An 11,765-nucleotide genomic window follows, 5' to 3' on the forward strand; every position below is an offset into this window, starting at 1 on the left:
GGTGCGGCGCGCTAGGCGAACGGGCTGTCGGCGCCCGCGGCCGCGGGCTTGGGGGTGCGGGCGGGGCAGCAGCCCACGGGGCACAGGTCGTGGCTCGCGCCGAGGGCACCCAGGGCGCAGGGCGCCGCGGCACGCCCGCTCTCGGTGGCGGCGCGCTCCAGGACCAGCTCCCGGACGGCGGCGGTGAACCGCGGGTCGGCGCCGACGGTGGCCGAGCGGCGCACCGGCAGGCCCAGCTCCGCGGCCTTCGCGGTGGCCTCGGTGTCGAGGTCGTACAGGACCTCCATGTGGTCCGACACGAAGCCGATCGGGACCATGACCACGGCCGGGGCGCCGGCCTCGTGCCGCTCCTCCAGGTGGTCGCAGATGTCGGGCTCGAGCCAGGGGATGTGCGGGGCACCACTGCGTGACTGGTAGACGAGTTGCCAGGGGCGGTCGACGCCGGTCTCCGCGCGGACCGCGTCGGCGACGAGGGCCGCCACGTCCAGGTGCTGGCGCACGTACGCGCCGCCGTCGCCGTGGGTCTCGGCGGGGCCGGAGGTGTCGGCCGCGGCGGTGGGGATGGAGTGCGTCGTAAAGGCCAGGTGGGCGCCGTCGCGGACGTCCTCGGGGAGGTCGGCCAGGGACTTCAGGACGCCGTCGATCATGGGGCGCACGAAGCCGGGGTGGTTGAAGTAGTGCCGCAGCTTGTCCACGCGGGGCACGTCGAGGCCCTCCTCCCGGAGGGTGGCGAGGGCGGCCGCGAGATCTTCGCGGTACTGCCTGCAGCCCGAGTAGGACGCGTACGCGCTGGTGGCGAGGACCAGGACGCGGCGGCGGCCGTCCTGGACCAACTCGCGCAGGGTGTCCGTCAGATACGGCGCCCAGTTGCGGTTGCCCCAGTACACCGGCAGGTCGAGGCCGTGCTCCGCGAAGTCCTTGCGCAGGGCGCCAAGGAGGGTGCGGTTCTGATCGTTGATGGGGCTCACGCCGCCGAACAGGAAGTAGTGCTGCCCCACCTCCTTCAGGCGCTCCTTGGGGATACCGCGGCCACGCGTCACGTTCTCCAGGAACGGGACGACGTCGTCCGGCCCCTCGGGGCCGCCGAACGAGAGCAGCAGCAAGGCGTCGTAGGGAGTGGGATCCAGCGCTTCGGACATGTATTTGATCCTGCCACTCGCCACTGACAGCGGTGAAACCGCCACCCGGCGGCGTGGAAAACACGGTGCGCTCACGCCCTGGCGGCCGTAAGCTGTATCGGCCATCTTCACGCCTTACCGGAGTCCGCTGTCCGAGCGCTCCGCCGCCCCCGCGGAGTCCCACGTGCCGAGCCCCTACCGCGCCATATTCGCCGCCCCCGGCTCCAAGGGGTTCTCCGTCGCGGGCTTCCTCGGGCGGATGCCGCTGTCGATGATGGGCATCGGCATCGTGACGATGATCTCCCAGCTCACCGGGCGGTACGGCCTCGCGGGCGCGCTGTCGGCCACCGTCGCGCTGTCCGCCGCGGCGATCGGCCCGCAGATCTCCCGGCTCGTGGACCGGCACGGCCAGCGGCGGGTGCTCAGACCTGCGACGCTGGTGTCCCTTGCCGCGGTGTCGGGGCTGCTGCTCGCGGCGAAGTTCGAGGCGCCGGACTGGACGCTGTTCGTCTGCGCCGCGTTCGTCGGCTGCGTACCGAGCGTGGGATCGATGGTCCGCTCCCGCTGGGCGGCGCTGTACCGCGACACCCCGCAACTGCACACGGCGTACTCCTTCGAGTCCGTCGTGGACGAGGTCTGCTTCATCTTCGGGCCGATCATCTCGATCGGCCTGTCCACGGCCTGGTTCCCCGAGGCCGGTCCGCTGCTCGCGGGCGCCTTCCTCGCCGTCGGTGTCTTCTGGCTGACGGCACAGCGGGCGACCGAGCCGGTGCCGCATCCGCGCGAACACCACACCGGGGGCTCGGCGTTGCGCTCAGGGGGCCTGCAGGTCCTGGTCGCCACGTTCGTCGCGACCGGCGCGATCTTCGGCGCGGTCGACGTGGTCACGGTGGCCTTCGCCGAGGACGAGGGCCACAAGGGCGCCGCGAGCCTGGTGCTCGCCGTCTACGCGCTCGGCTCGTGCCTGGCGGGCGTCGGCTTCGGGCTGCTGCACTTCAAGGGGGCTCCCGCACGCCGATGGCTGCTGGGTGTCTGCGCGATGGCCGTGAGTATGATCCCGCTTCAACTGGTCGGGAATCTTCCGTTTCTGGCCGCGGCGCTCTTCGTCGCGGGTCTGTCCATCGCGCCGACGATGATCACGACAATGGCCCTCGTCGAACAGCACGTCCCACGCGCGAAGCTGACCGAGGGCATGACCTGGGTCAGCACCGGACTCGCCGTCGGTGTGGCGCTCGGCTCCTCCATGGCCGGCTGGGTGATCGACGCCGCGGGCTCGCGCGCGGGGTACGTGGTCCCGGGGGTGTCCGGGGCGGTCGCGGTGGTGGTGGGATTCCTGGGGTATCGCCGGCTGCAACGGCCGGTTCCGCGACGGGGAGGGACCCATGAGCACGGGAACGGGCAGGGGCACGGGAGCGGGAACGGCAGCGATCGGCTCGAAAAGGCCGACGACGTGGCGTAACTGGGCGGGCACGGTCACCACGCGGCCCGCGCGCGAGGCGACGCCCGCCTCGGTCGACGAGCTCGTCGCCGCGATCCGAGGGGCCCGTGAGGACGGTCTGAAGGTCAAGCCCGTCGGCACCGGCCACTCCTTCACGGCCGCCGCCGCGACCGACGGCCTCCTGGTGCGGCCCGACCTCCTCACCGGCATCCGGGACATCGACCGCGCGGCCGGGACCGTCACCGTGGAGGCGGGCACGCCCCTGAAGCGCCTGAACGCCGCGCTCGCCCGCGAGGGCCTGTCGCTGACGAACATGGGCGACATCATGGAGCAGACGGTGTCCGGCGCCGTCAGCACCGGAACGCACGGCACGGGCCGCGACTCGGCCTCGATCGCCGCCCAGATCACCGCACTTGAGCTGGTCACCGCCGACGGCCGGGTCCTTACCTGCTCCAAGGACGAGCACCCGGACGTGTTCGCCGCCGCCCGTGTCGGGATCGGCGCGCTCGGTGTCATCAGCGCGATCACGTTCTCCGTAGAGCCCCTCTTCTTCCTCAGGGCCCGCGAGGAACCGATGACCTTCGACCAGGTCACCAGCGGGTTCGACCAACTCGTCACCGAGAACGAGCACTTCGAGTTCTACTGGTTCCCCCACACGGACAACTGCAACACCAAGCGCAACAACCGCAGCGTCGGCCCGGCCGCTCCCCCGAGCGCGATCAGCGCCTTCGTAGAGGACGAACTGCTCTCCAACGGCCTCTTCCAGGTGGCCAACTCGCTCGGCAGGGCGCTGCCCGCCACCATCCCCACCATCGCGAAGCTCTCCAGCAAGGCCCTGTCGGCCCGCACCTACACCGACATCCCGTACAAGGTCTTCACCAGCCCGCGCCGAGTGCGCTTCGTCGAGATGGAGTACGCCGTCCCGCGCGCGGCCCTGGTCGAGACGCTGCGCGAGCTGAAGTCGATGATCGAGCGGTCACCGCTGCGCGTCAGCTTCCCCGTCGAGGTCCGCACCGCCCCCGCCGACGACATCACGCTCTCGACGGCCTCGGGCCGCGAGAGCGCGTACATCGCCGTCCATCTCTACAAGGGCACGCCCATGCGCCGGTACTTCGGCGCCGCGGAGCAGATCTTCACCGCCCACGAAGGACGGCCCCACTGGGGCAAGCTCCACACCCGCGACGCCGCGTACCTGGCCAAGGCCTATCCGCGCTTCGGCGAGTTCACCGCCCTGCGCGACCGGCTCGACCCCGACCGCCTGTTCGCCAACCCCTACCTGCGGCGGGTCCTCGGCGACTGACGCGGCCCGCCCTACGGGTCACTGCTCCGGCGCCTGCTGCGGTTCCTGGCCGTCGCCGCTCCCGTTGCCGTCGCCGCCGCCGTTCGACGGGGTCGGCGTGGGCGTCGGAGTCGGCGTGGGGGTGGGCTTCGGGTCGGGCTTCGAGCCGTCGCCGGAGCCGTCCCCCTTGTCCGTGCCGCTGCCGGTGCCCTCGTCGCCCTTGTCCGTGCCGGAGCCGTTCCCGGAGCCGGTGCCCGAGCCGGTGTCGTCACCGGGCGAGGGCTTGCCCGACGGGTCCTTGGACGGGTCGTCGCCCTGTTGCGTGCCGTCGTCCGATCCGGGCGTGCCGTCGTCCGACTGCTGTCCGGGGTCGTCGGTGGACGGCTGGTCGTCCTTCTTCGACGAGGAGCCGCTGTTGGAGAAGACGTCCCGGACGGTGGTGCTCTTGTCGTCGCCGCTGAAGCTCGTGCCGCTCACCAGCTCGTACGTGGTGATCCCGGCGAGCGAGACGCCGAAGACCAGGGCGGCGGCCACCAACGGCCGCTTCCAGCTGCGCACGCGAGTGCGGTGAGTGGTCCCTTCGGAGAACTCGTCCGAGGGGAGCGGGGGGTCGGCCGGGGCGGGACCGCTGGGGGGCACGGGGCCTACGGGTCCGGCGGGAGCGGCAGGTCCGGCGTGGCCGTTGGGTCCGGCCTGGCGCAGAACGCGGGTCTGCTGGTCGTACGGCAGGAGCTGGGTGGCGTCCGCGGAGCCGAGCAGTTGGGTCCGCTCGGGGTCGGTTCCGGCCACGGGGAGCGCTGTCGTGGGGTCGGCGGGGTCGGCGGGATCGACTGCCGGGAGGGCGGCGGCGGGGTCGGCCGGGTGGACCGCCGGGAGTGCCGCAGTGGGGTCCGCCGGGTGGACCACCGGAAGCGCCGTCGTCGGGTCGGCGTCCGGGACGGCCCTCCCCCACGTCGTGGTGACCGGGCCGCCGCCCGCGTGCGCCCGCGCCTGGAACGTCTCCGGCACCGGCGTGGCCTGCGTCACCGGGACCTGCTGGGCCTTCGGCTTGGCCTGCACCGCCACGTCGCGTATCTGCTCGCCCGTACGCGAGAAGAAGTGCTGGAAGACCGTGCCGCCGCAGGTGGCGATGCCGCTCACCACACCGGCGCCGAGGATCGTTCCGTAGACGCCGAAGGAGGAGGCGAGCTTGGCGGCCACGACGGCCGCCACGGCGCTCCCCGCCACCTGCGGCACACTCAGCTCGAACCGCTTCTTCTCCGGCTCACCCTCCGTCGTGCCCGTCGACTCCCCGCCGGTTTCCGGCTTTTCACGCATGTGCGGACCTTGCCTGCCCTTCTCGACTTCACGCATGATTTACGCATTCACGTATGAGCTACGCGAGGTACATGAGAAAGGGACGTACACCCGAAGCAGATAGTTCCGTTTTTGGCTTTTTCGTGAAGAGCGCCACGCGCGCGCGGGGGACTCACGGCATCGACTGACGCCAACTCCCTTCCCCCATGAGAAGTTCGGCGGCGTGCCGGTCCACCCGGGTGGCCCGAATGGAGTAGTGTTGCGAGCCCTGGGTCCGGTCTCCAACCAGGGTGCCCGGGGCCAGCCAGGACCGCCGGGAGGGGGATCGCTGCACAGGGTGATCGAGTTGGTCACTTAGCGTTGCGAATCGGTAACCGTGCCATAACGGCGATCCAGGGCCCATGCCCGACACGCCGGGCAACTCGGCAAGGTTGTGGCAGGCTGCACCCGGGCAGGCCACACTCGACTAGCGGAAGCAGCGACGCACGTGACGTCGGCAGGCACCACCCGGGAGGTCCCCATGCCCGAACTGCGTGTCGTGGCCGTCAGCAACGACGGCACACGGCTGGTGCTGAAAGCTGCGGACAGCACGGAGTACACGCTTCCGATCGACGAACGGCTGCGCGCCGCCGTGCGCGGCGACCGGCCGCGGCTCGGACAGATCGAGATCGAGGTGGAGAGCCACCTCCGCCCCCGCGACATCCAGGCCCGTATACGTGCCGGTGCCAGTGCGGAAGAGGTCGCCTCGCTCGCCGGGATCCCCGTCGACCGCGTCCGCCGCTTCGAGGGCCCCGTGCTCGCCGAGCGTGCCTTCATGGCCGAGCGGGCCCGGAAGACCCCCGTGCGCCGTCCCGGCGAGAACACCGGACCCCAGCTCGGCGAGGCCGTGCAGGAGCGGCTGCTGCTGCGCGGCGCCGACAAGGAGACCGTCCAGTGGGACTCCTGGCGCCGCGACGACGGCACCTGGGAGGTCCTGCTCGTCTACCGCGTCGCGACCGAGCCGCACTCCGCGAGCTGGACGTACGACCCGCCCCGGCGGCTCGTCCAGGCCGTCGACGACGAGGCCCGCGCCCTGATCGGCGAGACCGACGACATCGCGGCGCCCGAGCCCAGCTTCCCGTTCGTGCCCCGCATCGCCCGGCTCCCCCGGGACCGGCCGCTCGACCGCGCCCTGGAGCGCCCGGGCGCACCCGAGACCGAGCAGGAGCCGGCCGCGCCCGCCGCCGTCGCCGAGCAGGAACGCGACTCGCTCACCAGCCTCCTGGAGGCCGTGCCGAGCTTCCGCGGCGACATGGTCGTCCCCGAGCGTCCCGCCGCGGCACCCGCCGAACTGCCGTCCGCACCGGAGGAGCCCGAGCAGGAGCCGGAGGCCGAGGAGCCGCCCGCGACCGCCGCGTCGGCCGGTTCCGCGTACGCGGACGTCCTGATGCCGCGCGCCGTGGCCAGCCACCGCGACCGCCTCGTCGGCTCCACGGACCGCCAGGCCGAGGCCGACGGCGTCCGCCCCGGCCGCCGCGCCGCCGTGCCGAGCTGGGACGAGATCGTGTTCGGCACCCGGCGCAAGAAGCAGGAGTAGCGGCGCCCCGCAGGACCGATCGGCGCGCGGCGCACACAAAAAGGGCCGGCGCACGCCGGTCCGAGCGGTCGAGAACACAGTGAATGGCCTGTACGCGATACGCGCACAGGCCCTTCACTCTTCCACCACGACTCACTCCGAGCGGCGCCCGCGCGCAGCGAACGGTCCCGGCCGCCCGACCCGGCTCGCGAGGCCGGGCGCTCGGTCAGCGGTGGCGGGCGCTCCGTTCAGCGATGCCGGACTACTGCGGCTCCGGCCCCGTCGCCACCGGACGCTCCGGGTCCGACGACCACTCCGACCACGAGCCGACATACAGCGCCGCCGGGATGCCCGCCACCGCGAGGGCGAGGACCTGATGGGCGCCGGAGACGCCCGAGCCGCAGTACACGCCGACCTCTGAAGTTCCGGACGCCCCCAGGGACTTGAAGCGGGCCGCCAGCTCGTCGGCGGAGTGGAAGCGGCCGTCCGCCGCGACGTTCTCCGTGGTGGGCGCCGAGACCGCGCCGGGGATGTGGCCGCCGACGCGGTCGATGGGCTCCACGTCGCCCCGGTATCGCTCCGCGGCGCGGGCGTCCAGGAGCAGACCCGAGCGGGCCAGGGCCGCCGCGCCGTCCGCGTCCACGCGCCCCACGGACTCCGGGACCGGCGTGAACGTGCCCGCCACCGGCGCGGTCACCTCGCCGGACTCCAGCTCCCCGGTCCACGCGGCGAGCCCGCCGTCCAGGACCCGCACCGACGGATGCCCCGTCCAGCGCAGCAGCCACCAGGCGCGCGCGGCGGCCCAGCCCTGCCCGCCGTCGTACACGACGACCGGCCGGTCCGCCGAGACCCCGGCCGCCCGCATGACCGCGCCGAAGTGCTCGACATCCGGAAGCGGATGCCTGCCCCCGGCACCCGCCGGGCCCGCTAGGTCCGCGTCGAGGTCGACGAAGACCGCCCCGGGAACATGCCCGGCCGCGTGCTCGGCCCGCCCGTCGAAGGCCGGCTCTCCGGCCGCCTTGGCCGTACTCAATTGCCAACGGATGTCGAGCAGCACTGGCGGATTCTCGCCCGCCAGGTCGCTCGCGAGTTCGGATGCGGAGATGATGGCATTCATGGGCCCCATCCTTGCGCACGGGGTGGCCGCCGCGCTCAGCTCCGGATACCCTGCTCGGCCGGACCACGCCCGGACACGCGGCGTACAGAAACGAGCACACCGCGTACCGCAGATGGACACAACCCTGCAATCGCGTGTTAACGGATGAGAAATGGTAAATCGGGCATCTCCGCGAGGGAGCCCACGAGCGCGGCGCGGCCGGGGCGCGCCGGGCGACAGGTGATGCGAGCATCTGCACGGACGGGCATACGCGCGGCGAAAGCACGCGCGTTCGGACAGCGAATCGAACCGGAATCGAAGCGGAGTGGCAGCGGCCGGGCGACGACGGATGACAGCTAACAGACAACAGGTGCCAAAACTCGAACTCTGTTAGTCGTGGTCCGTCGTCGCCGGGCCGCCGAAGTCACGAGGGCCCGAGGAGAGAGTGACGATGACCGAGGCACGGTGGCCGGACGACGGACGCGCCGAGGGCGCGCGGCGCACACCCGGCACGCCCTGCTGGGTGAGCCTGATGGCGCACGACCTGGCTGCGACCCAGGAGTTCTACGCGGCGCTTTTCGGCTGGGCCTATGAGCCCGGGCCGCAGCAGCTCGGCCCCTATGTGCGGGCGATGCTCGACGGCTGCGAGGTGGCGGGAATCGGACAACTGCCGGCCGACCGTCATCTGCCCATCGCGTGGACCCCGTATCTGGCGTCGGACGACGTGGGCGAGGTCGCCGAGAGGGTGCGGCACTGCGGCGGCACGGTCGGCGTGGGGCCGCTGGACGCGGGCGAGGCCGGGCGGATGGCGATCGCGTCGGACCCGGCGGGGGCGGTGTTCGGCATCTGGCAGGCGTCGTCGCACGTGGGCACGGCGGTCGCGGGCGTGCCGGGCACCCCGACCTGGAACGAGCTCCTGACGCGGGAGACGGAAGAGGTCGCGAAGTTCTACCAGATGCTGTTCGGCTACGTCGAAGAGGCCGCCGCCGACGCCGACTTGGACTACCTGACACTGCGTCTTGACGGCGTCCCGGTGGCGTCGGTGCGCGGTGTCGGGCAGGAGCTGCCGGGCGACCGGGGCGCGCACTGGATGACGTACTTCGAGGCGGCGGACGTGGACGCCTCGGTGCGGCGGGTGGTCGAACTGGGCGGCCATGTCGTCATCCCCGCGCGCGTGGGTCCCTATGGGCGGGTCGCGACGGTGGCCGACCCCGAGGGGGCAGTCTTCACGCTCATCCGCTCGGAGCGTCCCGGCGCGGAGTGACGCCTCCAGGTGTGGCCCTCCGGGGTGCGCGGGACGGCTCCAGGGCGGCTAGGACCGCTCCAGGGTGTCGACCGGCAGCACGTCGGGGGACAGCGCGCCCGCGCGCGCGGAGGCCGCCGTCATGCGGCGCCGGTAGTGGCGGCGGCACAGCACCTCGTAGCCCACCTTGTCGGACGCCTGGTTGACGTCGCCGACGACGACCTGGGCTCCCTCGACGACCATCTGGCCGCCGCTGGTGCGGGCGTTGTGGGTGGCGCGGGCGCCGCACCAGCACAGGGCCTCGACCTGGAGGACCTCGACGCGGTCGGCGAGTTCGACCAGGCGCTGGGAGCCGGGGAACAGCTTGGAGCGGAAGTCGGTGGTGATGCCGAACGCGAAGACGTCCACGCCCAGATCGTCGACCACGCGCGCGAGCTGGTCGATCTGCTCGGGCGCGAGGAACTGCGCCTCGTCGGCGATCACGTAGTCGGCGCGGGCACCGCGCGAGAGGTGGTCGACGAGGTAGGCGTAGATGTCGAGGTCGTCGGCCACCTCGATGGCCTCCGTGACCAGCCCGAGCCGCGAGGAGAGCTTGCCCTCCCCCGCCCGGTCGTTGCGCGCGAAGATCATGCCCTGCAGGCCGCGTGCCGAGCGGTTGTGCTCGATCTGCAGCGCGAGGGTGCTCTTCCCGCAGTCCATCGTTCCGGAGAAGAACACCAGCTCAGGCATGGGGGGTTGAGCGCCTTTCGGTGGGTGCGCGAGGAAGCGCGCGGGGGCGTACGAGGTGGGGTGCCGTCAGTGACGTACACGTCAAGAAGCAGCTAGGAGCGTACTTCGAGGAGCGGTACGAGTTGTTCGGCGGGGGTCATCGAGCCGTGGTTGCCGACCATCGCGGACTCCCTGGGCTCCTTCTGGGAGGCGGTGATGAGGACGTCGGCGTGGGCTGCGGCGACGACGTCCCCGATGCGTCCGAGGACGCGTTCGTCGACGCGCGGGCCGAACCAGCCGGCCGCGATCGCCTCGTCCCGGCTCGCCACCCAGAACTGCTCGCCGAGCACCTCGCGCCAGACGGTGAGGACGTCGGCCTCGGCTCCGGGCACGGCGTAGACGTGCCGGGCGCGGCCCTCGCCGCCGAGCAGGGCGACTCCGGCGCGCAGCTCCCAGTCTTCGTCGAAGTCGATGCGGGAGGCGTCGTCGAAGGGGATGTCGAGCATGCCGTGGTCCGCGGTGACGTACAGGGCGCTGCGCGGCGGGAGCTGCTCGGCGAGGCGCTGGACGAGCCGGTCGACGTACATGAGCTGGCCGCGCCAGGCGTCGGAGTCGACGCCGAAGCGGTGGCCCTTGCCGTCGACTTCGGCGTAGTACGTGTAGACCAGGGTCCGGTCGGCGGCGGCGAGTTGCTCGGCCGCGAGGTCCATGCGGTCCTCGCCGGAGAGGCGGCCGCGGAAGGTGCCGCCGCTCAGGGCGATCTTGGTGAGCGGGGTGTGCTCGAAGGTCGGCGAGGACACCTGGGCGGTGTGGATGCCCGCGTCGTGGGCGCGCTGGAAGATCGTCGGGTACGGCTGCCAGCCGTGCGGGTCGGTCCAGGGCTTCCAGCGGAGCTGGTTCATCAGCTCGCCGCTGTCGGGGTTGCGGACCGTGTACCCGGGCAGGCCGTGGGCGCCGGGCGGCAGGCCGGTGCCCACGGAGGCCAGGGAGGTCGCCGTGGTGGCCGGGAAGCCCGCGGTGATGGGGCGGCCGGTGCCACCGCGCGAGGAGCCGAGCAGCGAGGTCAGGAAGGGGGCTTCGGCGGGGTGGGCGCGCAGCTGCTCCCAGCCGAGTCCGTCGATCAGGAAGACGCAGTTCCGGTCGGCGGGGGCCAGCTCGGGGATGAGCGGGGCGAAGCCGTCCACTTCCTGGTGGGCGACCAGGGTGGGCAGCACGTCGGCGAGCGATCCCGTGCCGTACGCGGGCAGGGGCGCGGAGTCGAGGGCGAGCGGCTGGACGTCGTCCCAGGCGGCGGGCACGGAGCGCCCTCCGTCAGGGGAGGTGGCGGAAGACGGGTGGGACATCAGCGGCCGGTGTCCGTGCCGGCCGCGGTGGCCTCGGAGAGGGCCTGGGCGAAGGCGAGGGTCTGGCGGACGGTGTCGGGGCCGTCGCCCGCCTCGCTGACCCGCAGGCTCAGGTCGTCGGCGGTGGAGCTGCCGGTGTAGCCGTGGTCGGCCTCGCAGTTGGGGTCGCCGCAGGCGGCGGGCTCCAGGTCGATGCGGGAGACGGCGCCCCAGCCGATGGTCAGGACGACCTCGCGGGGCAGGGATCCCGGAACGTACTTCTCCGGGTTGGCGACGACGCGGCTGACGACCACGGACGAGATCCGGCCGATCTTCACGGACTCGGTGGAGGTGGTGGCGTACGGCGTCGGGGACGTGGAGTCGGCCGCCTGCTCGTCGGTGTGGCTGACGATGAAACGGGTGTCCGTGAGGACGAGGACCGTCACATGGCGGCGGACCTCGTTCGCGTCGAACGTGGTCTCCTGGTGGACCAGGTACGACCCGATGGTCTCGCCGCCGATCGCGGCCTCCACCGCCTCGGCCACGAGGGCCGGGTAGTAGCCGCTGCGCTCGATCGCCGCGCGCAGCCCCTGGGTCGTCGTACCGGTCTTTGCCATGCCGCCCATCCTACGGCCCGGCGCCTGGCCCAAGGTGCCCAGTGGCCGCGCGAGCACCCCCCGTGCGCATTCGTCGGCCACGCGCGCGGGGCG

10 protein-coding genes are annotated in these 11,765 nt (G+C 72.4%); 4 read left to right on the top strand and 6 right to left on the bottom strand.

Annotation, left to right across the window (positions count from 1 at the left end; translation table 11 throughout):
- Window positions 1-11 precede the first annotated feature (11 nt).
- Complete coding sequence (locus ACZ6BG_RS35910; RefSeq protein WP_469009631.1) at window positions 12-1,139, bottom strand: ferrochelatase; 1,128 nt, start codon at window positions 1,137-1,139, stop codon at window positions 12-14.
- A gap of 163 nt (window positions 1,140-1,302) precedes the next feature.
- On the opposite strand from ACZ6BG_RS35910, the gene ACZ6BG_RS35915 reads away from it, so the two are divergent.
- Both ACZ6BG_RS35915 and ACZ6BG_RS35920 read left to right on the top strand, forming a co-directional pair.
- Window positions 1,303-2,577: an MFS transporter gene (locus ACZ6BG_RS35915; RefSeq protein WP_469009635.1), complete on the top strand. Its 1,275-nt coding sequence runs from the start codon at window positions 1,303-1,305 to the stop codon at window positions 2,575-2,577.
- On the top strand, window positions 2,501-3,856 hold the full coding sequence (locus ACZ6BG_RS35920) for a D-arabinono-1,4-lactone oxidase (RefSeq protein WP_469009638.1): 1,356 nt from the start codon (window positions 2,501-2,503) through the stop codon (window positions 3,854-3,856). The genes ACZ6BG_RS35915 and ACZ6BG_RS35920 overlap by 77 nt, the downstream gene beginning before the upstream one ends.
- An 18-nt stretch (window positions 3,857-3,874) precedes the next feature.
- On the opposite strand, the gene ACZ6BG_RS35925 is transcribed toward ACZ6BG_RS35920, so the two are convergent.
- Window positions 3,875-5,152, bottom strand: coding sequence for a hypothetical protein (locus ACZ6BG_RS35925; protein WP_469009642.1), 1,278 nt, complete (start codon window positions 5,150-5,152; stop codon window positions 3,875-3,877).
- 499 nt (window positions 5,153-5,651) lie between these two features.
- Here ACZ6BG_RS35925 and sepH point away from each other — a divergent pair, with 499 nt between their 5' ends.
- Window positions 5,652-6,707, top strand: coding sequence for a septation protein SepH (gene sepH / locus ACZ6BG_RS35930; protein ID WP_469009644.1), 1,056 nt, complete (start codon window positions 5,652-5,654; stop codon window positions 6,705-6,707).
- Window positions 6,708-6,948: 241 nt separating this feature from the next.
- Here sepH and ACZ6BG_RS35935 read toward each other — a convergent pair whose 3' ends face one another.
- Entirely contained in the window at window positions 6,949-7,803 is an 855-nt protein-coding gene (locus ACZ6BG_RS35935) for a sulfurtransferase (RefSeq protein WP_469009647.1), read from the bottom strand.
- 430 nt (window positions 7,804-8,233) lie between these two features.
- Here ACZ6BG_RS35935 and ACZ6BG_RS35940 point away from each other — a divergent pair, with 430 nt between their 5' ends.
- Window positions 8,234-9,046 carry a VOC family protein gene (locus tag ACZ6BG_RS35940; protein ID WP_469009648.1) on the top strand — a complete coding sequence of 271 codons (813 nt, stop codon included), beginning with the start codon at window positions 8,234-8,236 and terminating at the stop codon, window positions 9,044-9,046.
- Window positions 9,047-9,094: 48 nt separating this feature from the next.
- Here ACZ6BG_RS35940 and ACZ6BG_RS35945 read toward each other — a convergent pair whose 3' ends face one another.
- From ACZ6BG_RS35945 to ACZ6BG_RS35955, 3 genes are all read right to left on the bottom strand, one after another.
- The gene (locus ACZ6BG_RS35945; RefSeq protein WP_468456171.1) at window positions 9,095-9,754 is read right to left on the bottom strand and encodes a thymidine kinase; all 660 of its coding nucleotides are present in this window, start codon (window positions 9,752-9,754) and stop codon (window positions 9,095-9,097) included.
- A gap of 92 nt (window positions 9,755-9,846) precedes the next feature.
- Window positions 9,847-11,076, bottom strand: coding sequence for an alkaline phosphatase family protein (locus ACZ6BG_RS35950; RefSeq protein ID WP_469009649.1), 1,230 nt, complete (start codon window positions 11,074-11,076; stop codon window positions 9,847-9,849).
- Window positions 11,076-11,672, bottom strand: coding sequence for a DUF5998 family protein (locus tag ACZ6BG_RS35955; RefSeq protein ID WP_380860305.1), 597 nt, complete (start codon window positions 11,670-11,672; stop codon window positions 11,076-11,078). The genes ACZ6BG_RS35950 and ACZ6BG_RS35955 overlap by 1 nt, the downstream gene beginning before the upstream one ends.
- Window positions 11,673-11,765: the final 93 nt, after the last annotated feature.

The organism is Streptomyces sp. NPDC041205 (genome assembly GCF_055591765.1).

Bases quoted from the DNA above. Each gene is read 5' to 3' on its own strand.
- ACZ6BG_RS35910 (WP_469009631.1), bottom strand. From the start codon at position 1,139: ATGTCCGAAGCGCTGGATCCCACTCCCTACGACGCCTTGCTGCTGCTC.
- ACZ6BG_RS35920 (WP_469009638.1), top strand. From the start codon at position 2,501: ATGAGCACGGGAACGGGCAGGGGCACGGGAGCGGGAACGGCAGCGATC.
- ACZ6BG_RS35925 (WP_469009642.1), bottom strand. From the start codon at position 5,152: ATGCGTGAAAAGCCGGAAACCGGCGGGGAGTCGACGGGCACGACGGAG.
- sepH (WP_469009644.1), top strand. From the start codon at position 5,652: ATGCCCGAACTGCGTGTCGTGGCCGTCAGCAACGACGGCACACGGCTG.
- ACZ6BG_RS35935 (WP_469009647.1), bottom strand. From the start codon at position 7,803: ATGAATGCCATCATCTCCGCATCCGAACTCGCGAGCGACCTGGCGGGC.
- ACZ6BG_RS35940 (WP_469009648.1), top strand. From the start codon at position 8,234: ATGACCGAGGCACGGTGGCCGGACGACGGACGCGCCGAGGGCGCGCGG.
- ACZ6BG_RS35945 (WP_468456171.1), bottom strand. From the start codon at position 9,754: ATGCCTGAGCTGGTGTTCTTCTCCGGAACGATGGACTGCGGGAAGAGC.
- ACZ6BG_RS35950 (WP_469009649.1), bottom strand. From the start codon at position 11,076: ATGTCCCACCCGTCTTCCGCCACCTCCCCTGACGGAGGGCGCTCCGTG.
- ACZ6BG_RS35955 (WP_380860305.1), bottom strand. From the start codon at position 11,672: ATGGCAAAGACCGGTACGACGACCCAGGGGCTGCGCGCGGCGATCGAG.